The sequence below is a fragment of the Acidiferrobacter sp. genome (assembly GCF_054609335.1).
Genome location: NZ_JBTRWP010000009.1, coordinates 25,112 through 47,641, shown reverse-complemented (window position 1 = coordinate 47,641; position 22,530 = coordinate 25,112). Strand labels below are relative to the sequence as shown.

The following is a 22,530-nucleotide window of genomic DNA, read 5'->3' as shown; positions in this document are numbered from 1 at the left end:
ATGGGCCGCAGCTTCTTATCGGTCGCGTTGTGGCTCACAGCGCTGGTCCCGTCACAGGTCCTTGCCGCCGATCTTGCGCGATTCTTCGCCACCGTCCATACCCTGCACGGACAATTCACGCAGACCGTGCGCGACCACCGCGGACGGGTGGTGAGCCATGGCCAGGGGCAGCTGTGGCTTGAGCGCCCGGGGCGATTCCGTTGGGATTATTCCGCGCCCTACCGGGAGCAGATCATAGGACATGGGCATAGTGTGTGGTTGTACGATCCTGGGCTTGCGCAGGCCACGCGCTACAGCGCGAGCGCCGCGCTCGGGCGCACGCCCGCGCTACTGCTGGCGGGCGATGGTCATCTTAAGAATTTCTTTTCGGTGCAAACGCTCGCAAGCCGCGGCGGATTGCGGTGGATAAGCCTTAAGCCGCATGGCCGCGGCCAAGGCTTCCGCTGGATTCGAATCGGCTACCACGGGGCGCGCATCCGGCGCATCGTCGTGGAGGACGCCATGGATCAGACGACCGACATCCGCTTGCGCGGTCTGCACTGGAACATGCGACTTCCAACTTCCACCTTCCGGTTCCGGCCGCCACCGCACACGGCCATCGTCTACCAATAGTGCGTACTCCCCTGGCGGAACGCCTGCGCCCCCGGACTCTCGCCGAGTTCGTGGGACAGAAGTCGCTGTTGGCGGCGGACGCGCCGCTGCGTGTGGCCTATCAACGCGGCCACCCCTATCCCATGATTCTTTATGGGCCACCAGGAAGCGGCAAGACCACGCTCGCGCGTCTGCTAGCGCAGGCCTCGGGCGAGGAGTTCGTCGCCTTGAGTGCGCTTTCGAGTGGTGTGCGGGAATTGAAGGATTTGGAGGAGCGCGGACGGCAGGCGCGTGAAAGGGGGCGCGGCCTTATCGCCTTCATAGATGAGATTCATCGCTACACGCGCGCCCAGCAGGATGCGCTGCTGCGACCCTTGGAGGAGGGCAGCGTGGTCCTGATCGGGGCGACGACCGAGAACCCGGCCTTTGCGCTCACGGCCGCCATCCTCTCGCGTCTGCGACTCCATATTCTAGAGCCTCTCACCGAGCAGGATTTGATCGCGCTCCTGCATCGGGCCCTGGAGGCGCCAGAGGGTCTGGCGAGTGTCTTCACGGCGTCGGACGAGGCGCTCGCCTTCGTAGCGGAACTGGCCGATGGCGATGGGCGCCGGGCGCTCACCCTGCTTGAGATGGCAGCGGAGCTCGCGGAGGAGGCGGGCACCGGGCTCATTGAGGAGCCACACGTGCGCCGTGCGGCCGGCACACGTTATCGGCGCTTCGATAAAGGTGGGGATCTCTTTTATGACCAGATCTCCGCCCTGCACAAAGCAGTGCGTGGCTCGAGCCCCGACGGCGCCTTGTATTGGCTCGCGCGGTTGCTCGATGGGGGTTGCGATCCGCGCTACGTCGCCCGGAGGTTGGTACGCGCCGCGAGCGAGGATATCGGTAACGCCGATCCGCGCGCGCTCACCATCGCCCTGGATGCCTGGCAGGCCTTCGATCGCCTCGGGCGTCCCGAGGGGGATCTCGCGCTTGCCCACGCCGCGGCGTATCTGGCTTCGGCACCCAAGAGTAACGCCGTCTACCGGGCCTTCCAGGCCGCCCTGCGCGACGTGCAAACCCACGGGACGCAACCGGTTCCCGCGCATCTGCGCAACGCCCCGACCAAGCTTGCCCGAAGCTTGGGCCACGGCCGCGATTACCGCTACCCCCACGACGAACCAGAGGCCTATGCTGCTGGCGTCTCCTATTTTCCTGACGGCATGAAACCTGCTGTCTACTACGAACCCACCGACCGTGGTCTAGAGGGTCGCATCAAGGAGCGTTTCATGCGCCTGCGTACCCGAGATCGGGAAGAGGGCGGGTCGTAGGGGTTATCTGCACTCAAATGTGGGATTGCAGGTCCGTAATCGGGCGCAGCTGGCTACGCTACCTTAGCGGATTCCTTTGGCGCACAATGGTAGCTAATTACGGATGCGGTATACAGTCGGCAGTGAGTGTGCCGCAGGAGAGGGACCGCCGACAGGCTCCGTGTTGCAAATCTTTCCGGCGGGAAAGAAGCCCCTGAGGACAAAGACCAATGCCGCGAGGGTCTGTCTTGGATCCTCCGCTTTGAGGTTAATGCCCGGCTAGAGCGGGTGGCTCTATGCCTCCGGAAAGAGCATGCAATCAGGTTGGTTTGGGCAACCCGCGGAGGCGGGACTACGATGCAATTCTATCCGGTTATCGACATTCCGCCACGGTGGGTCATTGGGGACGAAACGCTTGGCTCAAAGCCGAAGTTTTGGTTCCGCTTCGAGGGGCATGAGTGGCTCTTTAAGGAAGCGCGCAGGAACACCGGTGAGGATTGGGCGGAAAAGCTTGCCGCGGAGATCGCTTGCGGCGCCAACATACCGGCCGCCAGGGTTGAGCTTGCCGCGTATCAGGGGCGACGCGGATGTGCTTCGCGCTCCTTCGTTGCGCGGTCATCCGGGGTGAATTTGGTTCACGGTAATGAAATTTTGGCGGGTGGGGTCATAGGGTACGATCGTAATAAGCGCTTTCAGCAGTCCGATCATACGCTTGGCAATGTGACGAAGGCTGTATATTCTTTGTTCCATGAATCGGTTGCGAGGGTGCAGGCACTGCAGAGGCTCGCAAGTTATATAGTTCTGGATGCCTTCATAGGTAACACGGATCGTCACCATGAAAACTGGGGTATCTTAGAGACAAGGCAGCATCACGCCGCTTGCAATGTCGGCGCAATGAGCGAGGTTGCACCGACCTTCGATCATGCCTCATCGTTAGGTCGTGAGTTGACCGATGAGCGTCGGAAGCTAGTTTTGGCCAATGGTAAGATGAGTGAGTATCTGCGGAATGGCCATGGTGCAGTCTATTGGTCGAGGGATGACCGGCAGGGGGAGAACCCGCAACGGCTTTTGGCGCGAGCGATGCATGAGCCTGGTTGCAGGGAGCACTTCCTTCCGGCGCTTACGAGGGTTATCAGTATGAGCAAGCCGCAGCTGTCCGTTTTTCTGGAGTCGGTCCCGGAGGACAGAATGAGCGAGATCGCCAAGACCTTTTGTGCGGCTTTTTTGGCGGAGTCATTGAAGGTGTTGAAGGGGTTGGTATGACGAGAACGCTATACTTGGCTTGGCAGTCCCCGGGGCCCGGAAATGCTTGGTTCCCCGTCGGTCGCCTAGATACAGATCGGCAACAGGGATTGTTCTGGTTCACGTATGTGCACGGGGCCTGGCGCGCGGCGAAGGAGGCAGGGTTTCGTCCGCTTATGGCTTTCCCCAACTTCCGCGCCCGATATGAGGCGGGTGAGCTGTTTCCTTTGTTTAAGAATCGCGTTCTTGATTTTCAGCGCAAAGATTTTCCCGATTACCTGCGCACGCTTGCACTGGATTCTGCACATCCAGACCCAGTGGAGATTCTGGCGTTATCGGGCGGCGAGCGGCAGACGGACAATTTTGAGGTCTTTCCGAGACTGGAAATGGGCCCAGATAACCGCTTTCGGTGTCGGTTTTTTCTGCACGGACTACGTTACCTTAGTGAGGAGGTGCATAAGGTCTGGCCAACGCTTATGTCGGACGAGCCCCTGCAGGTTGCTTTGGAGCTGAATAACCCCGCTACAGGTATCGCCATTCAGCTCGCGACTCGGCGCTATGAGGTTGTGGGATGGGCCCCGCGCTATCTTGTCGATGATTTGGTGCCGGCGGTGGGCCAGCATCAGGAGTTGTCTGCGCGTGTGGTTAGGAACAACGAGGCCGAGACGCCGCCGAATCGCCGGATCCTTGTCGAGATGAATGGGGTGATGGCGCCTGGTCATAAAATGATGGCGGGGCCGGATTTCCAACCGATCTAATAGCGGGGCTGCGGGAACATTAACGCCGATCCGCGCGCGCTCACCATCGCCCTGGATGCCTGGCAGGCCTTCGATCGCCTCGGGCGTCCCGAGGGAGATCTCGCGCTTGCCCACGCCGCGGCGTATCTGGCTTCGGCACCCAAGAGTAACGCCGTCTACCGGGCCTTCCAGGCCGCCCTGCGCGACGTGCAAACCCACGGGACGCAACCGGTTCCCGCGCATCTGCGCAACGCCCCGACCAAGCTTGCCCGAAGCTTGGGCCACGGCCGCGATTACCGCTACCCCCACGACGAACCAGAGGCCTATGCTGCTGGCGTCTCCTATTTTCCTGACGGCATGAAACCTGCCGTCTACTACGAACCCACCGACCGTGGTCTAGACTGAAGTTGCCCCCACTACCAAACAGATTTCTCTTATGATTCAAGTCGTTTTGTCACAAACGCGCTTCCGCGTTCTGACTACACGACCAGATTCTCGATCAATGCCAGGGCCCGCTCTTGGAGGGGCGTAGGCGTAGTCGTCACCGAGAAGCTCGGGGCATTGGGACCTGCCACCGGGGCGCAACAGGTATTGCGCATCACAGTGGCAAGATCGGCGAGCAAGGTCTGGAAGCTATGCACCGGGGTGCCGTCCTCCTGGTGATGTCGTGAGGCTTTTCTTTTGGCGGCTAGAGAGCGCTCTGCAGGGGCTACGGGGTCGCGGGTCTCTTGGGCCTCCTGATCCTCGTCTGCAAACATCAATTCCCGCCAGGCCTCACGCAGATGCCACTCGACGTAATAGGAGAGCATACAGAGGAAGAGATGGGCCCTTACGCGATCGGCTAAGCGGTGATGGATCGGACGAATCTTCAGATCCATCGTTTTGAGCGAACGAAAGGCGCGCTCGACCTGGGCCAAGGATTTATAGCGCCGTACACACTCAGGGGCCTCCATCCGAACGACCGGGACCGAGGTGCGGATGATATAAACGCCATCTAGGGCCGCTTCCGCGGCAATATCTGCGGTCTTACGACGGAAGGAGAAGGTGGTGTCCTGAATGTCCCTCTCGAAGTGTTTGGCCATCTTGTACCGATCGATGACGCGACCCACCTGAACTCCGATATTGTCCCGCCCCTTCAGGCGTCCGGCGGTGACCCGGGCCTGGATCTTCTGGAGGCTCTCCTCAGTGGCCTGCAAGAGGGCCTCGCGCTTATGGCCTCGCAGCATCATAAGCTCCGGATTCCGACAGGCGACCAAGCGTTCGCCCGGATAATCGGGGTGGGTGAGCTCCAGCAGATTACGCTCGTCAACCGGCCATGCGGCCGGCAATGACAGATCGGGTTGTAGGGCATTGCCGGCCGCATGGCCGGTTTTGTCTTCGATTAAGGCCCGAATGTTGACGCTCTTTAATGCCGTGATCCAATCGATACCTCCGTGTTCACGAATCGAGAGGATCGCCTTTTGCGAGATCATGCCGCGGTCGCCCACCATCACGAATGACTCGATGCCGAAGTCCTGCTTCACGCGCTGGATCTCGGGCATCAAGGTCGTAGGGTCCGCCGTATTTCCTTCATGCACGGAGATCGCCACAGGACACCCCCGATCATCAGTCATTAACCCATACTCGACCTGCAGGGTCCCGTGCCTGCCATCGCGGCTATAGCCGCGCTTCGCCAACGGGCAGGCATTGCCTTCGAAATAGCTGGAGCTGAGGTCATACAACACCAGCCCGCCTTCCTCAAGATGGCGTGTAGCGAGCTTCTTCTGAATACGGTCTTGACGGGCCAGCAGCCAGTCCATGGCGGCATAACAATCCTGCTCATCGGCGTCTGGGAACCCGAAGTCTTCAGCGAGTGTCGTCGTGTGCCACCAGCGGGTGGTGGCGAGCTTTGTGTGCGGCGCCAGAATGCGCGCGGCCACCATCGCCATGACCAGATCGCGTTCCCGGCAAGGCTTGGAGGCCACGAGCGAGGCAAGCCCCAGGCGCTTCATCATCAAGGCCACGGCCTGCACGTGCCCCTGGGCTCGTGAAGCGGTTACCGTGAAGGCCTCGGCCACGGGCACGAAGGTCTCGCCTTTCAGGCTGCGGCGAATGATATCGATCAGAGAATCGGGGAGATGCGAGAGATTGCCCAGAGTCTCATTGCGGACCCGCGTGCCTTCGCGATAACTGCGACGCAACAGATGGGAATGGTAGGTCCGCCCCTTGTGGCGGCGTGTCGTGGTAACTACATATGCTACGCCGGTTCTCTTCGACATACCGATCTTAATAAGTGTTATAAGCGTACATGTCAACACTTATCATGAATGGTTAGTGACTACACTTTTACAGAAAAAACACCATCCCATTCGCAAAAACACGAGGGATTACAGGATCTTCGGTGAGATATTCGGTACTACGGGTGGGGGCAACTTCAGTCTAGAGGGTCGCATCAAGGAGCGTTTCATGCGCCTGCGTACCCGAGATCGGGAAGAGGACGGGTCGTAGGGGCATATAGCGAAGGCGATCTGAGCCGTGCCGACCGCCCCCTTTAGACGTCTTGTGCTGTAACGGTTTTTTCAGACGAGACGCGGGGAACGGCCTTCCCTGTGCGCGCCGCGACGAGGTGGTGTGGCCCCCTGGATAGATGTCTAACAGACCGAAGTCGGATTGTCTCTAGGCGGCCGCTGCCGCTAAATGGCGCCAGCTGAGCCGTTACAGGGACGTAACATGATTCGCATCTTCAGGCATTATCTGCCCAAAAGTCTCTTGATTCTTGGCCTTTCCGAGATATTGGTTCTGTGGGGCGCGCTTTATCTCGGCGCACAGGTTCGCTACGGCGGGCTCGCCGAGCGGACGCATTTGGGTGCGACGTCGGGCAAGGCGCTTCTGTTCGTTCTCGTGATGGTGACCGTCATGACCGCGCTTGGCCTCTATCAGCGCGAACTGAAGGAGGGCCAGTGGGGTTACTTCCCGCGTCTGGTCGTAAGTCTCTCCCTAGGCTTCCTCGTGTGTTGTGTCCTCTTGCCGGTGCTGCCCTCGCTTGTCCTGCCGCCGGCCGTGCTCGCCTCCGTCGTGCTCGTGGCCTTGTGTGGGACGATGCTTACCCGAATCCTATATTTGGCGGTGGCCAACCATACGGCCATTAACCGTCAAGTGCTCGTGCTAGGTACGGGCCGCCGGGCGCGCGCAGTCCTTACCCTCGCCAAAGGGGGGGCCGGGCGGCCCGGGTTCCAGATCGTGGGGTTCGTTCCGTGCGGCGGACGCGAGGATATGGATGGTCCACTGGTCTTGCGCGGCGGCCAGTCCATCGCGGCCATCGCCAGGAACAACCGTGTCACGGAGATCGTGGTCGGAAGTCGCGACCGTAGGCTCACGCTGCCGGTCAATGAGTTGCTCGAGTGCAAGCTCGCAGGGACACGCGTCATGGATCTCACCACCTTCTTTGAGCGCGAGAGCGGGCGTATTGAGCTTGAGTCGCTCAATACGAGCTGGCTCGTATTTGCTGATGGCTTCGAGCAAGGCCTTCTCAAGGCGTGGGTAAAGCGCGCCTTTGACATGGCAGTGAGCGCGGTCCTGCTCCTTGTGTGCATGCCCATCATGGTGATCACGGCGATCCTGATCAAGCTCGAGGACCATGGTCCGGTGTTTTATCGGCAGGATCGCGTGGGGCAGGGGGGGCACGTTTTCTCCCTGCTCAAGTTCCGTAGTATGCGCGTCAACGCCGAGAAAGATGGGGCGCCGCAGTGGGCCCGCCAGAACGACGCCCGCGCGACGCGGCTTGGCGCATTTATCCGCAAGGTCCGCATCGACGAATTGCCGCAGGCCTTCAATGTCCTGCGCGGAGATATGAGCTTCGTGGGGCCACGCCCCGAGCGCCCGTTCTTCGTGGACCAACTTAGGCGGGACATTCCCTACTACGGCTATCGCCACGCCATAAAACCCGGCATCACGGGTTGGGCCCAGGTGCGCTATCCCTATGGCGCGTCCGTCGAAGACGCCATAGAGAAGCTCAAGTATGACCTCTATTACGTAAAAAACAACACGCTGTTTCTGGACCTGATTATTCTTTTTCAGACGGTTCAGGTCGTTATCTTTCAAGATGGCGCACGCTAGTAAACCTTAAGTCTCGCGGGCGGACCTTGGTCGGATATAAGGGATGAGCCCGTAGCGATAATGTTGAGTTGCTCTTACAAGGAACAGGCACCCAAGGATGGAACAGATGAAGCTAAAGCTATTAGTCGCCACTTTCGCGTTGGTCGGGCTAAGCGCTTGCGCGCAGACCCCGATGTCCGCGGGCGGTGGGGCGCCGCGCACGGCCACGCTCGCTCGCGCCACCATTCCCCATTACCGTCTGGCCATAGCGGACATCATCGAGATCTCCGTTTGGCATAACAAGCGATTGTCCGAGACCGTTCCCGTGCGGCCGGATGGTCGCATATCGATGCCGCTGATCGGTGCTGTACCCGTGGCCGGACATACCGCGTCCAATGTCGCGCAGACGATCAAGTCCAAGCTCGCGTACTACGTCCGGGACCCGCAGGTGACGGTGATCGTGAAGCGTGTCGTTCAGGACAGCTACGAGGACATGGTGCGTGTCACGGGGGCCGTTCAGCATCCCGCGTCGCTCCACTACGAGCCAGGCATGACGGTACTCGATGCGGTATTGGATGCCGGCGGTGTCGACTCCTTCGCAGCGGCCAATGACACCGAGATCCATCGGGTCGTAGGCCATTCCGAGCGCGTTATTCACGTGAATCTCGGCAACATACTGAGCGAGGGGCGGCTCGGCACCAACTATCGTCTGCGCCCGGGGGATATCGTCACGGTCCCTGAGCGCCTCCTCTAAGTCATCCGTATCTGAAATAAGGACAAAGTATGAGACTGACATTCGAGCAAAACGCTCAGATTCTCGGCAAGGAGGCGTTCTCGCACCGCCGCTTCGTTGCCGGAACATTCATCGCTGTGACGGCGCTCGCGACCGTCGTGGGGCTGCTGTGGCCCAGGACCTACCAGTCCACCTCGCTCATTCTCGTCAACAACAAGCGCCTCATAACGCCGCTCATCAAAGGTGCCGCTTATCAGCCGGATGTGGGGCAGCAGCGGGCCAAGATCGCTCAAGATCTCATAACGAGCCACGAAATCCTCATGCCCGCCCTGGCGAAGGCAGGCTTGTTCAAGAAATCCATGTCACCGCGTAAGAAGGCGGTGATCCTGAAGAGTATGCGCGGCCAAGCATCGGTCATGGACCTTGGCAAGAATCTCATAAGCGTCTCGTTCAAGGATTCCGACCCCGCGCGTGCCCACCGCGTCACCGCGGCAGTCGTTGCCCAATTCATCGCACAAGATCAAACGGCGGCCCTGAACCAGTCGCAAGGGGCCTACACCTTCTTGAACAACGAGGTTGCCCTGTATCGCCACAGGCTGGCGAGCGAGGCCGCCGAGATTAAGAAGCTGAAGGCGAATACCATGGAGGCCAACCATACGTTCGCACGCTATGAACGGCGGCGAATCGCCCATTTGCGCATGGCCTACGACAAGAGTCGGATCGAGCTCAAGGAAGATCAAGGACGGGTGCGTGTTCTGGAACAGGAGCTCACAGGCCAGGGCCATAGCAGCTCGATCCTCGCCCAAGAGGGTGTCGATCGCTCGCGACTCATCGCGGACGAGGCCCAGCTACAGAAGTTGAGACTCTACTACCGACGCACCTATCCAGGCATCCGGGCCCTGAACTCGGAGATCGCGGGCTTGCGCACGAAGCTTGTGCGTCTTACGGCGCGCGAGAAGGCCTTGCATCCCGGCCAGCAGTCGTTCGCCTTCGCGGTGGGTTCAGGACAGTTCTTTCGGAAGTTGGAGCACGAGCTGGACCAGACCCAGACCCGGGTCGCCACATTACAGGCGGAGGCCGCGGAGTCGCAAGCCTTGTTGCAGACGCAGTTGAAGGCTCTGCGCAACGCCCAAGGCTCTTCCGCCGTGTCGACGCTCTTGCGCAACTACGAGGTGAACCAGAAAACACTTGAAGGCCTCCTGAAACGCCGTGAACAGGCCCGCGTGTCTTTGAACCTAGACGAGGCCCGGCAGGCACTTTCGTTCCGGGTCTACCAGCCGGCCACGCGGCCCGTTAACCCCATAGGGCCCCCGTTCGCCTTCTTCGTGATAGGCGGTATCGTCTTGGGTCTTCTGCTCCCGTTCGGTCTGCTCTATGGCCGCGACCAGATGGATGCACGAGTCCGCGCCGAGGCCGTTATTCCCGAGGCCCTGAACCTGCCACTACTCGCGGTCGTACCGCATCTCTATGCGCCGACCGAAGCGCTATCCGCCCGCCGTAGCGTTCATTGGCTCGGAGTCCTCGTGTTTAGCGTCCTCTTCATCGCTGTCAGCATCGTCCTTTCAGGTAGAACACTATGAGCAAAGTCGAAAAAGCGTTGCAAAAGGCCCGGGCCATGGACGACATTGCCCAGCCGGTGCCCACCGTTGCCTCGGTCGCCGCGCAGGAAAAGCCGCTCGTATTGGGTGGCAAGGAATTGTCGGCCTACACGGCCCAGATTCCAAGGATGACCCAGAAGTTTCAGATGGAGAAATCCGATCTGAAAGAGGCCAAGATCATCTACCAAGACATGGAGGACACCCGAGTGGTGGAATCGTTCCGGCACATGCGGACCCACATCTTGCAGAACGCAGGCCCCAAGAACTGCGTGATCCTCGTGGCCTCCGTCGTCCCCGATGGCGGTGCAAGCTTCGTAGCGCTGAATCTGGCCGCCGCGTTCGCGTTCGACGAGACCAAGACTGCGCTTTTGATCGATTGCCGGTTGCGCGATCCGCAACAAGATCGCCTCGTCGCAGGCGACATTCATTATGGTTTGACAGATTACCTCGAGGCTGAGGACGTCGACGTGGGCCAGATCATTCACGAGGGTGGACTGCCCCGTTTTCGACTGATTCCGGCGGGCCGTCGGAGCGATGCTGGGACTGAGCACCTTGATTCCCGGCGTATGCGGGATCTCATTAGCCATTTGCGGGACCGCTACCCTGACCGCTACATCGTGCTCGACGCCGCATCGCCCGCCGAGTCCGCGGACGCGGCCGTGCTCGCGGAGATTGCGGACTTTGTTCTGCTCGTCGTGCCCTACGGGAAGGCCACGGAGTCGCAGATCTGGGGTGCCGCCAAAGGAATCGACGAGCAGAAGTTTCTCGGTGTCGTTTTTAACGACCAGCCGCAGCCACGTCGCATCATCTGGAATTAAGAGCGTGCGTAAAATCAATCGATCGGCCCGCATCGCCAGGATGCTGGGCATGGGGTCCTGCGCCCTTATGGCACTGTCCGTAAGGGCGCAGGCGGCCCATATCGAATATGGACTAGGGTATAACGGGATCTATACAAACAACATCTTTAGGTCGCCGACGCACAAAGAAAACGAGTACATCAACCTCTTTCGCGGGCTGTTCTCCTATCAGAAACATGGTAGACGTCTCGATACGCATCTGGATTTGGAGGCGATAGGGCGGGTTTTCACCCTAGGAAGGTACCGAAACGATGTCCTTTTCGGGGTAAACTCCCTCACCCATTACATCATCGTGCCGAAGGCATTCAGCTTGTCGGAAAGGGACATCTTCACACAGGCGCCAATCGACCCGCGCTTCGTGATGGCGCCGACAAACCTGCAGAACACGAATGCCTTCTCGGCGGGCCCCAATTTCTCGTGGTACGTAAACCCGATTGATGCGTTCAAGGTCGATCTACGCTACAGGAACTTCTACTACCAGAAAGAGCCCTTGACCAATCCGCCGACGTACTCGACCAGTAATTACCGCTGGGTGGCGGAGACCCGCTTCGTGCACGCCTTTTCGCGTCGCACTAAGGCGTCCATAAACTACGTGCCTGAGGTAGTGCGCTACCAAAATACCCTGGTAAACCCGGATTATAGGCGCCAGGATGTTTTCCTGGGGCTGGATACGCGCCTTGGGAATCTCGGGCTCACGGCGCAGGGTGGGCGCACGCGTATCGAGCAGACGGGACAGCCGCAAGCCCTGCAGGGGACCTTGGCGCGCATCGCCCTCACCGATTCGCTGGGGCCCCGATCGAGGGTTACGGCCTCGGCAGACCGGAGTTATGGAGACGCTGGGCGCTATTCGCTTCTGGAGGCGCCGGCACAGAATCTCATCCTACCTGTGGCCATAAACCCAGGGCAGATCATAGGCGGCGGGCTCTACTATGGACGCATGGCGAATCTCGCCTACGAGTACCGGCGCCCCTATGGGGTCGACCGGATCAGCGCATTTTGGCAGCACCTGCACTACTTGACGGCGACCTTGAGCCAACAGCTTGAAGGTGGCGTATTCAATATCGGTTACGACTTTTCGGACCGTCTCACGGACTCAATATTTGGCGACTACGTCAAGATTCATTATTTCAACTTTAACGCGGACACGCGCGACTTCGGTGGTGGCATGCGCGTGCGCTACCGCCTATCGCCGGATCTCAGTGTAAGTCTTGAGGGGATGTATGACCGCGGTATCAGTACAGATCCGGTGTTGTCGTACAACGAGTGGAGGGCGATTGTGGGCATATCGTATATGACCAACCCGAACCGCATGCGGACGGATCCATTCGTCCACTACACAAACGCCATATTCTATTAGCCATGTATATCGACCATTTTCACCTGAAAGAGCATCCGTTCCAGATCACGCCGGATTCGGATTTCCTGTACATGAGCGCGGCGCACTCGCGGGCCAAAGCTTATATGGATTACAGCATTCGTAACCGCGATGGATTCGTCATCATAACGGGCGAAGTAGGGGCCGGTAAGACGACGCTTATACGCAAGCTCCTGTCGGAGTTCGACGATAGCGTGTTGGTGGCGAAGATATTCCAAACCCAGCTGGACGAGACACAATTCCTTCAGGCGGTGCTCGTGGAGTTTGGCCTGAACCCCTTCAATGCCGGCAAAGTCGAGCTCATGGATATGCTGTCGTCCTTCCTGGTCGAGAGCTTTCTTAAGCGAAAGCAACTCATTCTCATAGTGGATGAGGCCCAGAACCTGAATCGGCGGGTATTAGAGGAGATTCGGATGCTCTCGGGTCTCGAGACGGAGAAACAGAAGATCCTGCATGTCATCCTGGTGGGCCAACCCGAGCTCAACGAAACGTTGGATGCGCCGGGGCTTGAGCAATTGACCCAAAGGGTACGCCTGCGATTCCATATTGCCGCGCTCACCGAGGCGGAATCGGCCGACTACATCTATCACAGATTGCGCGTGGCAGGCGCGGCTGATCCCGAGGCGCTTTTCGCGCGTGATGCCATACCGCCCATCTATGAGTACACAGGTGGTATACCGCGACTTATAAACACCTTGTGTGACACGGCACTCACCTGCTCCTTCGCCGACGATAGTCAATGCGTGAGCGAAGAGACAGTTAAGTCGGCGATTTTGGAGCTGCAGTGGAAGCCCTTCAATGCGCGGTCGCGTCAGAGCCTGCGACCATCGCCATCGCCATTCGGCGAGGTGGAGTCGGTAAGCCATCGCGATATCGGGGATCTGGCGCGCGCGGTGGCCGCCATGGAACCGCGGTTAGACGGGATCGAATCTCTGTTGAAGAGCATGGTGACGGTTCTTCAGGCGCGCAACCGCATATCCGTGCGCGTAAGTCAAAGCCAAATTGCGCAGTTTTTGCAGCAAATAAGCGCAGAGATCGGAAAGCTTCAGACTAACCACGACGCCTAGGGGGACGATCTATGTGCGGAATCGCGGGAATAGTGTCCTTTTTAGGAGGCAAGCCGCCGGCGGCGCGGGAGGTCGATGCGATGGTGGCGCGCATTCACCACCGCGGACCGGACGGGCGGGGATGTTATGTGGATGGTTTCTGCTGCTTGGGGCATGCACGGCTCAGCATTATCGATCTGGCCGGGGGTACTCAGCCTTTGGCAAACGAGGATCGCAGCGTGTGGGTGACTTTCAATGGAGAGATATTTAACTATATCGAGCTTAGGAGGTTTCTCAAAAAGCGCGGGCACGCGTTTTCCACGCAAAGCGATACCGAGGTCATCGTGCACCTCTACGAGGAGTACGGTGAGAATTTTGCGCGCCACCTGAATGGCCAGTTTGCGATCGCTTTGTGGGACGTAAGGCGGAGGAAGTTGGTGCTGGCGCGAGATCGGGTGGGGATACGCCCGCTCTTTTTCCACAAAGGGCGTGACCGGGTCTATTTCGGGTCCGAGGTGAAGGCCCTTTTTTCCTGCCCGGAAATCCCGCGGAATTTGGATTGGCGCGGGGTTGCGCGGGTTTTCACATATTGGGGCGCGCCTGCGCCCGGCACTGTCTTTGCGGGTATTGAGAGCGTGGCTCCTGGATCTATCGTCACCTTCGCCGAGGACGGCCGCCAGACGCATCGGCAGTACTGGGATTGGGAGTTTCCGGATCGCGGAAACCGTGATTCACGGGATTTTGGGGAATGCCTTGGCGGGTTGGATGACGCTCTGCGAGCGGCGGTGACGCGCCAAGTGCGGTCCGACGTGCCTGTAGGCGCCTATATAAGCGGCGGGATCGATTCGGCCATGATCGTGTCCTATATGGCGGGCATCCTGGATGGGCCCCTGCCTACCTTTTCTTTGCGCTTTGCCGATCAGGAGTTTGATGAGGGCGCCTACCAGAAGGCGGTGGCGTCTCACTTCGGCACACGGCATACCGAGATCACGGTAAGTACGGCGGATATCGGCCAGGCATTCGCCCGCGCCGTGTGGCATGCGGAAAGTCCCATCCTGCGAACGGCACCCGTGCCGATGATGTTGTTGTCGCAGCGGGTGCGCGAGGCGGGGATCAAGGTCATCTTGACGGGCGAGGGGGCAGACGAGGTGCTCGCCGGCTACGACATCTTTCGCGAGGCCCGCGTGCGTCGCTTCTGGGCGCGTCATCCCGCTTCACGCATGCGTCCCGCGCTCCTTGGACGTCTCTATCCTTATTTGAATGCGAACCCCGCAGCATCCCAAGCTTACGCTGAAAAGTTCTTTGGGCAGGATCTCGAATCCGCGGAACATCCGGGCTTCGGGCATTGGCCGCGTTGGCAGACGACCCAGCGGGCCCTGCAATTCCTGCACCCCGACCTTCGCGTCGAGGTGGGCTTTGACTACAAGTCTGAAGGCGGGCCGCGTTTACCGACCCGTCATGAGTCCTGGGACAAGTTGTGCGTTGACCAGTATGTTGAGGCGCACACGCTCTTGTCGGGCTATCTCTTGAGTTCGCAGGGCGACCGGGTGGCTCTTGCCAATAGTGTAGAGACGCGCGTCCCCTTCCTGGACAACAAGGTGATCGAGTACGCGAACGACCTGCCGGCGCGCTACAAGCTTATGGGTCTCAAGGAGAAATACATTCTGAAGCGCTTGGGTCGCGGGCGCATCCCGGACGCTGTGTGTGATAGGCCAAAGCAGCCCTATAGGGCCCCGGACAGCGCAAGCTTCTTCCATCGCGGTGTGCCTGACGAAGGTGTGGCGCGGGCATTTGAAAAAAGGCGACTGCTAGAAGTCGGATATTTTGATGTTGAGGCTGCTGGTAAGCTGTTTGATAAGTGCCGTCGTGGCAGGGCAATAGGATTTGCAGACAATATGGCATTCGTCGGAATCTATTCGACCATGTTGCTCCATGAACAATTTGTGGAGCGCGATGGGTCTGAGCATTGTGCGACGGGTGTTCTGCCCAAGGTCGTGGCGGGTTGATGAGGGGCGTGGGAATGCTTTTGCAGGATGCGTTCTTGAAGGGGGCTGCCGAGCACCCAGACGCCGAGGCCTTGGTGTGCGCAGGCGAGCGGCTCAGTTATCGGGATATCGACGAGCGCAGCGACGCGCTGGCGGCGACCTTGATCGCGCGGGGCGTGGTTCGGGGCGACCGCGTCGTTTTGTTCATGGACAACTCCTGCGCGGCCGTGATCGCAATCTATGCGGCCTTGAAGGCCGGGGCGGCTATGGTGCCGGTGAATCCGCTCACTAAGTCCGAAAAGCTTGCCTTCATTCTTGAGGATGCGCAGGCCAAGGCCTTTATAAGCGACCATCATCTTCGGTCGGCGTATGGCATGGCCCTGCAGGCTTATACGCCGTCTGTGGTCATCGTCAATGGCGCCGACGATCGTGATCGGCAGTGGGGGGCGATGGCGTGGGCTTTGGCGACGGCATCCGCCGTCTGCCCAGCGGTACCCATCATTGATCAGGACCTTGCCGCCATCATCTACACGTCGGGTTCCACGGGCTCACCCAAGGGGGTGATGCTTACGCACTTGAATATGGTAAGCGCCGCGCGTTCGGTATTGGCTTACCTTGGCCTCATCGCCTCCGACCGCATTCTCTGTTGCCTGCCATTGGCCTTTGACTACGGTCTCTATCAGGTCCTTATGGGGTTAACCGTAGGGGCCTGCGTGGTCCTCGAGCGATCGTTCGCCTTCCCGGCGGCGGTTGTGAAGGTGGTCGCGGAGGAGCGCGTGACGGTGTTTCCGGCGGTCCCCACTGCCTTCTCGATATTGTTGGGCCACGAGGGCATTCTCGATGCGTATGACTGTTCGCCTATCCGGATCATAACCAACACCGCCGCGAGCCTTCCACCTAGGCACATAGAGCGATTGAAAGCGCGGTTCCCACAGGCGCGAATATTCTCGATGTACGGTCTGACCGAATGTAAGCGCGTGAGCTATCTGCCACCGGAGGAGTTGGAGCGACGGCCCACAAGCGTCGGTCGCGGCATGCCCAACGAAGAGGTGTACCTCGTCGATCCCGAAGGGCGCAGGCTGCCTCCCGGTTCGGTTGGTGAGCTTGTGGTGCGCGGTAGCCACGTTATGCGCGGCTACTGGCGACGGCCCGAGGAAACCGCGCAATGTCTGAAGCCGGGCCTTTACCCAGGGGAGATGGTCCTGTACTCAGGGGATATATTCCGCATGGATGAGGATGGCTATCTGTATTTTGTCGGGCGCTCGGATGACATCATAAAAAGCCGTGGCGAGAAGGTAAGCCCGAAGGAGATCGAGAACGTTCTGTATGGCATGCCTGCGGTTATGGAGGCGGCGGTCATTGGCGTGGATGATGAAGTCCTAGGCCAGGCTGTGCACGCATTCGTCGTCGTTGATGCCAAAGCCGCGATCACGGATCGAGATGTCGTGCGGTATTGCAACGAACACCTAGAGAGTTACATGGTTCCGAGAGTCGTTCATATCGTGCCGGCGTTGCCCAAGACGGACACGGGGAAGATACGAAAGGCGGGTCTTGCCTCGCTGGCCCGCGAAAGACTAGATAAAGCGACGAACAACATGGCAGGCCTAAAGCAACCCCTTAAGGAAGAGCGGGAGTACATTCGATGAAAAGCGTAAGGGATCACGTCAAGGAGTATATCTCCGAGAATTTTCTGATGGGCCTAAAGGATTCGGCCATAACCGACGATGCGTCGTTCCTGGATCTCGGGATAATTGACTCCACTGGGGTGATAGAGCTCATAGCGTTTCTCGAGGAAAGCTACGGGATACGGGTCGATGATGCGGAGATGGTGCCAGATAACCTGGATAGCCTCGACGCCATCGATCGATTTGTCGCCCGCAAGACCTTTGCGCTGGCCTCGTCGATGACTGCGTAGGAGCGGCACAGTGGAATTGGCAAAAGATCTCACCGGTACATCGTTGCTCGCCATCGACTACGATCGGGCGATAGAGGATATTTCGCGGCAGTTCAAGGAGGCCGTAGTCGGGTTTCGCCGTCGCGGCGCGGTAGTGGCTGTGTCAGGGGGCGTCGATAGCGCGGTGTGCTGTGCGCTTGCGGTGCGGGCCTTGGGGGCGCAGCGGGTGATCGCCTTGCTGCTGCCCGAGCGGGAGTCGTCTGGGGATTCGGAGCGTCTCGCCATGCAGGTGGTGGAGATGCTGGGCGTGCCCTACGAAAGAAAGGATATCAGCGGAGCCCTGGAGGCGCTCGGTTGTTATGAGCGGCGTGACGCCGCGATCCGTTCAGTCGTCCCGGAATACGGACAGGGATGGCGCAATAAGCTTGTGATTGCGGGAGGGTTGTCTGGCCAGTTTAACCACTTCTACCTTATTGCCGCGGGACCAAGCGGCCAGCGCGTCGAAAAGCGCCTGGGTCTCAAGGAATATCTGGAGATCGTGGCGGCCACCAATTTCAAGCAAAGGACCCGCAAAAACGTGGAGTATTTTCATGCCGACCGCCTCAACTATGTCGTCGTCGGGACCCCCAACAAACTGGAGTACGACCAGGGTTTCTTCGTCAAAAATGGCGATGGTGCGGCCGATATCAAGCCGATAGCCCATTTGTATAAGACCCAGGTCTATGGGCTCGCGCGCCACATGGGTTTGCCGCACGAGATCATCGAATCGGCGCCAACGAGTGACACGTATAGCCTGCCTCAGGAACAGGAAGATTTTTACTTCGCCCTTCCTTACGCAGAGCTAGACGTAGCTCTCGCTTATCTCGATGCAGGCCGTACCGCGGCCGAGCTCGCCGCAGCCCTTGGGACTGATGAGTTGTCAGCCAAGCGCATCTATGCCGATATCGCAGCCAAGCGCCGAACGACCCGTTACTTACATGAAGCCCCGGTCCTCATCAAGGGGTAGCGAGGACACTATGCGATACCAGGTGAAGGCCGTGATTGTGTGGGTGGCCCACCTCTTCACATGGCCCTTTTGGATCCCGGCGATCGTGGCCTATCGGGGATTCGGGTCCGAGCGGTTTTTTGATGTCTCAGCGAAGCTCTTAAGCCTTTGGCCAGGACGGATCGGACAGTTTCTGCGCGCGTCTTTTTACATGCGTACGCTGAGACGGTGTCATTACGATCTTGCGGTCGGGTTCGGGTCATTTTTTTCGCATCCGGAGGCCGAGGTCGGAAAGGGGGTCGGCATAGGTAGTTTTAGTATTGTCGGAACCGCGCGCCTCGAGGATGGGGTCATGGTGGCAAGTCGGGTGTCGGTGCTAAGTGGCAAGTATCAGCATGGCGGGGGTAGGTGGGGGCGCGATTTCCGTGGAAATGCGCTTAGGTTGGAGCCGGTCCGGGTGGGTGAGGGGTCTTGGCTTGGTGAAGGTTCGCTCGTCATGGCGGACATCGGTCGTCGATGCATCGTATCAGCCGGGAGTGTCGTGACCAAGCCCATGCCGGACGACTCGACGGCCGTAGGAAACCCGGCACGGTTTCTGCGCTACGCCGATAAGCCTGAGGCTGCGGCGGGCTAAATCAGCTGTTTGAGCCCACGGATGGGCGGAGAAAGTTATGGATAGTAGACGGGCGGGATGCCTTAAGGGTCACGAGTGGGTGGCAAGCCGTCGCACGGAAGCGAGGATTGCGTGACTCTTCGAGAGATCATTCGTTACGCTGGCACCTTGTACGGGGCGAGTGTCGCGGCTTCGATCGTGACCTTTGGGGTGACGATCCTCATTAGCCGCGATATCTCCCGCGCGGATCTCGGGGTGTACGGCCTTTTTCAGGCCTACTTTCTCTTTGGGGCCTACGCCTCGAGCTTCGGATTCGCGCCTGCGACCGTGAGATGGGTTGCAAGCGGCACGGTGGATGATGGCGAGTTTCTGGCGTTTATCTCCTTGCGTCTGCTCGGAATATCCGTATTGCTGTACGCGGCGGCGGCTGTGGCCTATCTCTTGTCATTCACGGTCCTGGCCGCAGCCCTGTTTGCCCTTCCCGCCTATCAAATCTTTAATGTCGGCTTGAGCGCCGCTCGCGCCCGCCTATGGAGGCGGCGCGAGGCGGCGTTGCTCATGTTCGCATCGCTCGCAACCTCCGCCTGGATATTTGCCTTGCTTACGACGGACCATGGCTATTGGGGTCCCATTGCAGGTCAGGTCTTGGGGGCCTACACGACGGCTTTCGTGATGGTGGGCTACATGCTTATGCGGGGGATGCCGCGGCTACGCTGGCCGGGCGCTTGGCGGCGGGCATTTTGGGGTACCGCGCTCCCGGTGTTTTTGGGTTCGTCCGTTTTTGCCATGGGTGAGCTCGCCGATAGGCTTGTCATACGCCATGTCGTGGGCTTGCGGGCGTTGGGCGTCTATGTGTTGGCGCTTACCTTATTCAATCTTCTGAATAAGCCCGTCCACATGCTGTCGCGGGTATTGCTGTCGCATTTTTCCCAGGCCGGTGATAGCAAGGGCCACGCCAAGGCGCCGGAGATCGTGCGCATCAATTTGGCCGTGCTTCCGCTGATGGGGCTTGCCGCGGCCGCCATCCTGCCGTGGGTCATGCCGCTGGTGCTGAACCGTAATTACAACGGGGCCTTTCCCGTGTTTGCTGTCTTGACCGCTGTCATCCTGGTTAAGGCCATAGAGCTTGTGCAATCGAGTGTCGCTCTCGCTCGGGATTCCGCCATGAGCAATTTTCGCGCCCAAGTAGTCGCACTCGTGGCCTACGCCGTGCCTGTGTTCTTTTTGGCTCGCAGTTTTGGCCTGATTGGTGTCGCGTGGGCCGTGGTCCTGCGTTGGACTGTGCTCGCTGTGGTCCAGAGGTTCGACATGAAACGCCAGGGCGTCGAAGTACCGCCCTTTCATCTGTTGGTGCGCGCGGGCGGGGCTTATCTCGTAGCGCTTGCGTTTTTCCCGGTTGCCCCATGGTTTATGGGGATCGCATACCTGGGGCTTGGAACGGCGCTACGGATCTGGTCCGCACCCCGTTCGTGGCGCCCGGCTATGCGCCGGATCTAGAGTGAATTGATAAGGAGGGACAGACAATGCTGATGCCGCAGATGGCGCGAACGAAATCCGGACCGGGCGGCCCGTCGCGTGCCTGGGATGCAGGCCGCGTTATAGAGACGCCGCTGGCCAATCGGCTCACGCTGGCCTCGATGTTCGTATTTTTGGCAAAAATCGGGAATCTGCCGTATCTCGGACATTACGAGATCGGCAAAGTCCTGATCGGGCTTTCGGTACTGGCCCTGCTTTTTGAGGGTGGTGGCTGGAAGGAGGGTGTGCTGAGTCACCCGGTTATGCGGTCATACCTGGGGCTCTTTACCATCGCCCTCTTGACCATTCCCATAGCCGTGTGGCCAGGCGGCAGCGCGCGCTTCCTGTTTGGCAATTATCTGAAGGACATGGTTCTCGTGATCCTGCTGATCGTGACCACGAGGACCGCCCGGGATGTGCGCCGCTTAATGTGGACGGTCATCATCAATACCTTGATATTAGACGCGATCTTGCTGCATTACGGCGACCAGAATATCACTATCGTGCATCTCGGAAAGAATGAGATCGCTATGACCTCGGTGATTGCGTTCGGGATGCTCTTGGGTCTGCCAACCACTGGTATAGGCAAGATTTTAAAGTGGGCCGCAGGCATCATGCTGATTGTTGGCATATTCATGAGCGTCTCGCGCGGAAGCTATTTGGGTGTCTCGGCGGTTCTCATGCTCTATATGTTCTTGCGGTTCGGGCGGCGCGCGGGCCTGGCCGTTGTGGGATCGGCGGTGATCGCGTTATCGCTGCTCGTGGGTGCTTACGAGTTCGGCCCGCCCAAGGTCCACCACGCGATCAGTACGCTTATACACATCAAGAAGGACTACAACCTGACGGCGCGCACGGGACGCATAGCGATTTGGAAGCGTGGTCTCAAGATTGTCAAGGACCACCCCCTGGGGGTCGGCATGCGCAACTTCCCCATCGCCGAGGGACACCTGGTCGAGGATGTGATCGGGGAGCGTTGGATGGACGCCCACAACGCGCTTCTCGAAGTGACGGCCGAGCTCGGGATATTAGGTGGCGTAGTGTTCTTGATTTTGCTGAAACGTGGCATGCAAACCGCCAATAGGCTTCGTAAGAATTCCGAGACAGAGGAGATGGCACGCGTCGGGCTTTCTCTGGTGTTGGGGCTGTTTGGGTATTTCGTGACCGCCGCGTTCCTGTCCGAGGCCTATGCGGTGATCTTGTATATCCAGATGGCGGCTATCATATCCGCCGACCGTGTGTACAGCTACGCGATGATAATAAGGAAAGGCAATGTCCTATCTCAACCGAGTGCGTAGGCGCGAAGGGCGCGTGGCGGACGCCTTGTATCGCGGCTACAAGGGTATCCAGCGGCTGAATATGCCCGAGATCCCGTTTGTCTACGCGCTATTGGCGAAGGAGCGGATAGCGCGGCGGCATATCGGAGGCTGGCTCAAGCGGAAACTGTACGATGAGCCTTTGTTCCGCCGGCAATGCCGCTCGTGTGGTCGAGGTCTGTGTCTATTTGACGGCGTGCCGTCGATTTGGGGTGGCCTGTCTGTCGAGATCGGCGACGATGTCGTTATGCATGGGACCTCCACTTTGGTCGGCGCCAAGGTGTTCGATCACCCGCGTCTCGTCATAGGCGACAGGAGTCATTGCGGATCGTATTTTTCCGCCTCGGCCGGCGCGGACATCATCATAGGTTCGGATGTGCTTATCGCAAATAGGGTGTCTTTATTTGCCTACGATGGCCACCCCCGGGATCCGGTCGCGAGGGCGGCGGGATTGCCTGCCGAGGCCGCGAGCAGTCGGCCTATAGTCATCGAGGATGGGGCGTGGATTTGCATGGGTTCCATCATTCTAAAAGGTGTGACGATCGGGAAAAACGCGATTGTCGCGGCGGGTTCGGTGGTGGTGGAGAACGTTCCGCCCAACAGCGTGGTGGGCGGCAACCCCGCGCGCGTGCTCGCAGGCTTGCCCGGCCGCTCGCGGCAGGCGCGATCAGGGCGAGTCTGAC

At 59.3% G+C, this 22,530-nt stretch carries 19 protein-coding genes and 1 pseudogene; 19 read left to right on the top strand and 1 reads right to left on the bottom strand.

Annotated features, from left to right (window positions below; all coding sequences use genetic code 11):
• The 5 genes and pseudogenes from lolA to ACYCTF_RS03755 all read left to right on the top strand — a co-directional run.
• Window positions 1-612 carry an outer membrane lipoprotein chaperone LolA gene (lolA, locus tag ACYCTF_RS03775; protein ID WP_461282809.1) on the top strand — a complete coding sequence of 204 codons (612 nt, stop codon included), beginning with the start codon at window positions 1-3 and terminating at the stop codon, window positions 610-612.
• The gene (locus ACYCTF_RS03770; RefSeq protein ID WP_461282808.1) at window positions 612-1,901 is read left to right on the top strand and encodes a replication-associated recombination protein A; all 1,290 of its coding nucleotides are present in this window, start codon (window positions 612-614) and stop codon (window positions 1,899-1,901) included. The genes lolA and ACYCTF_RS03770 overlap by 1 nt, the downstream gene beginning before the upstream one ends.
• A gap of 336 nt (window positions 1,902-2,237) precedes the next feature.
• Window positions 2,238-3,143, top strand: coding sequence for a HipA domain-containing protein (locus ACYCTF_RS03765; RefSeq protein ID WP_461282807.1), 906 nt, complete (start codon window positions 2,238-2,240; stop codon window positions 3,141-3,143).
• Window positions 3,140-3,880, top strand: a complete 741-nt coding sequence (locus ACYCTF_RS03760) for a DNA-binding protein (RefSeq protein ID WP_461282806.1) — start codon at window positions 3,140-3,142, stop codon at window positions 3,878-3,880. The genes ACYCTF_RS03765 and ACYCTF_RS03760 overlap by 4 nt, the downstream gene beginning before the upstream one ends.
• Window positions 3,881-3,901: 21 nt before the next feature.
• Window positions 3,902-4,264: pseudogene (locus ACYCTF_RS03755) on the top strand (AAA family ATPase); the annotation flags it as partial.
• Window positions 4,265-4,338: 74 nt separating this feature from the next.
• Here ACYCTF_RS03755 and ACYCTF_RS03750 read toward each other — a convergent pair.
• Window positions 4,339-6,117 (bottom strand): IS1634 family transposase, encoded by a 1,779-nt coding sequence (locus ACYCTF_RS03750; RefSeq protein ID WP_461282805.1) that lies wholly within the window; start codon window positions 6,115-6,117, stop codon window positions 4,339-4,341.
• Window positions 6,118-6,568: 451 nt separating this feature from the next.
• Here ACYCTF_RS03750 and ACYCTF_RS03745 point away from each other — a divergent pair, with 451 nt between their 5' ends.
• From ACYCTF_RS03745 to ACYCTF_RS03680, 14 genes are all read left to right on the top strand, one after another.
• Window positions 6,569-7,954, top strand: a complete 1,386-nt coding sequence (locus tag ACYCTF_RS03745; protein ID WP_461282804.1) for a TIGR03013 family XrtA/PEP-CTERM system glycosyltransferase — start codon at window positions 6,569-6,571, stop codon at window positions 7,952-7,954.
• Between the two features lie 106 nt (window positions 7,955-8,060).
• Window positions 8,061-8,687, top strand: coding sequence for a polysaccharide biosynthesis/export family protein (locus ACYCTF_RS03740; protein ID WP_461282803.1), 627 nt, complete (start codon window positions 8,061-8,063; stop codon window positions 8,685-8,687).
• A 29-nt stretch (window positions 8,688-8,716) separates the two neighbouring features.
• On the top strand, window positions 8,717-10,246 hold the full coding sequence (locus ACYCTF_RS03735; protein WP_461282802.1) for a hypothetical protein: 1,530 nt from the start codon (window positions 8,717-8,719) through the stop codon (window positions 10,244-10,246).
• Window positions 10,243-11,082: a P-loop NTPase family protein gene (locus ACYCTF_RS03730; RefSeq protein WP_461282801.1), complete on the top strand. Its 840-nt coding sequence runs from the start codon at window positions 10,243-10,245 to the stop codon at window positions 11,080-11,082. Before ACYCTF_RS03735 ends, ACYCTF_RS03730 begins: the two co-directional genes overlap by 4 nt.
• A 67-nt stretch (window positions 11,083-11,149) precedes the next feature.
• Entirely contained in the window at window positions 11,150-12,478 is a 1,329-nt protein-coding gene (locus ACYCTF_RS03725; protein ID WP_461284561.1) for a hypothetical protein, read from the top strand.
• A 71-nt stretch (window positions 12,479-12,549) separates the two neighbouring features.
• Window positions 12,550-13,563, top strand: a complete 1,014-nt coding sequence (locus ACYCTF_RS03720) for an ExeA family protein (protein ID WP_461284560.1) — start codon at window positions 12,550-12,552, stop codon at window positions 13,561-13,563.
• Between the two features lie 11 nt (window positions 13,564-13,574).
• The gene (asnB, locus tag ACYCTF_RS03715; protein ID WP_461282798.1) at window positions 13,575-15,548 is read left to right on the top strand and encodes an asparagine synthase (glutamine-hydrolyzing); all 1,974 of its coding nucleotides are present in this window, start codon (window positions 13,575-13,577) and stop codon (window positions 15,546-15,548) included.
• On the top strand, window positions 15,548-17,173 hold the full coding sequence (locus tag ACYCTF_RS03710) for a class I adenylate-forming enzyme family protein (RefSeq protein WP_461284559.1): 1,626 nt from the start codon (window positions 15,548-15,550) through the stop codon (window positions 17,171-17,173). The genes asnB and ACYCTF_RS03710 overlap by 1 nt, the downstream gene beginning before the upstream one ends.
• Window positions 17,170-17,442: an acyl carrier protein gene (locus ACYCTF_RS03705; protein ID WP_461282796.1), complete on the top strand. Its 273-nt coding sequence runs from the start codon at window positions 17,170-17,172 to the stop codon at window positions 17,440-17,442. Before ACYCTF_RS03710 ends, ACYCTF_RS03705 begins: the two co-directional genes overlap by 4 nt.
• A 16-nt stretch (window positions 17,443-17,458) precedes the next feature.
• Entirely contained in the window at window positions 17,459-18,427 is a 969-nt protein-coding gene (gene nadE / locus ACYCTF_RS03700; protein WP_461282831.1) for an NAD(+) synthase, read from the top strand.
• A gap of 10 nt (window positions 18,428-18,437) precedes the next feature.
• Complete coding sequence (locus ACYCTF_RS03695; protein ID WP_461282795.1) at window positions 18,438-19,040, top strand: acyltransferase; 603 nt, start codon at window positions 18,438-18,440, stop codon at window positions 19,038-19,040.
• A gap of 111 nt (window positions 19,041-19,151) precedes the next feature.
• The gene (locus tag ACYCTF_RS03690) at window positions 19,152-20,516 is read left to right on the top strand and encodes a lipopolysaccharide biosynthesis protein (RefSeq protein ID WP_461282794.1); all 1,365 of its coding nucleotides are present in this window, start codon (window positions 19,152-19,154) and stop codon (window positions 20,514-20,516) included.
• A gap of 26 nt (window positions 20,517-20,542) precedes the next feature.
• Entirely contained in the window at window positions 20,543-21,829 is a 1,287-nt protein-coding gene (locus ACYCTF_RS03685; RefSeq protein ID WP_461282793.1) for an O-antigen ligase family protein, read from the top strand.
• Window positions 21,804-22,529 carry an acyltransferase gene (locus tag ACYCTF_RS03680; protein ID WP_461282792.1) on the top strand — a complete coding sequence of 242 codons (726 nt, stop codon included), beginning with the start codon at window positions 21,804-21,806 and terminating at the stop codon, window positions 22,527-22,529. The genes ACYCTF_RS03685 and ACYCTF_RS03680 overlap by 26 nt, the downstream gene beginning before the upstream one ends.
• Window position 22,530: the final 1 nt, after the last annotated feature.

Coding starts and splice junctions, on each gene's coding strand:
- ACYCTF_RS03735 (WP_461282802.1), top strand. CDS start 8,717: ATGAGACTGACATTCGAGCAAAACGCTCAGATTCTCGGCAAGGAGGCG.
- ACYCTF_RS03730 (WP_461282801.1), top strand. CDS start 10,243: ATGAGCAAAGTCGAAAAAGCGTTGCAAAAGGCCCGGGCCATGGACGAC.
- ACYCTF_RS03765 (WP_461282807.1), top strand. CDS start 2,238: ATGCAATTCTATCCGGTTATCGACATTCCGCCACGGTGGGTCATTGGG.
- ACYCTF_RS03760 (WP_461282806.1), top strand. CDS start 3,140: ATGACGAGAACGCTATACTTGGCTTGGCAGTCCCCGGGGCCCGGAAAT.
- asnB (WP_461282798.1), top strand. CDS start 13,575: ATGTGCGGAATCGCGGGAATAGTGTCCTTTTTAGGAGGCAAGCCGCCG.
- ACYCTF_RS03740 (WP_461282803.1), top strand. CDS start 8,061: ATGAAGCTAAAGCTATTAGTCGCCACTTTCGCGTTGGTCGGGCTAAGC.
- ACYCTF_RS03685 (WP_461282793.1), top strand. CDS start 20,543: ATGCTGATGCCGCAGATGGCGCGAACGAAATCCGGACCGGGCGGCCCG.
- ACYCTF_RS03710 (WP_461284559.1), top strand. CDS start 15,548: ATGAGGGGCGTGGGAATGCTTTTGCAGGATGCGTTCTTGAAGGGGGCT.
- ACYCTF_RS03705 (WP_461282796.1), top strand. CDS start 17,170: ATGAAAAGCGTAAGGGATCACGTCAAGGAGTATATCTCCGAGAATTTT.
- ACYCTF_RS03750 (WP_461282805.1), bottom strand. CDS start 6,117: ATGTCGAAGAGAACCGGCGTAGCATATGTAGTTACCACGACACGCCGC.
- ACYCTF_RS03725 (WP_461284561.1), top strand. CDS start 11,150: ATGGCACTGTCCGTAAGGGCGCAGGCGGCCCATATCGAATATGGACTA.
- lolA (WP_461282809.1), top strand. CDS start 1: ATGGGCCGCAGCTTCTTATCGGTCGCGTTGTGGCTCACAGCGCTGGTC.
- ACYCTF_RS03680 (WP_461282792.1), top strand. CDS start 21,804: ATGTCCTATCTCAACCGAGTGCGTAGGCGCGAAGGGCGCGTGGCGGAC.
- ACYCTF_RS03720 (WP_461284560.1), top strand. CDS start 12,550: ATGAGCGCGGCGCACTCGCGGGCCAAAGCTTATATGGATTACAGCATT.
- ACYCTF_RS03695 (WP_461282795.1), top strand. CDS start 18,438: ATGCGATACCAGGTGAAGGCCGTGATTGTGTGGGTGGCCCACCTCTTC.
- ACYCTF_RS03745 (WP_461282804.1), top strand. CDS start 6,569: ATGATTCGCATCTTCAGGCATTATCTGCCCAAAAGTCTCTTGATTCTT.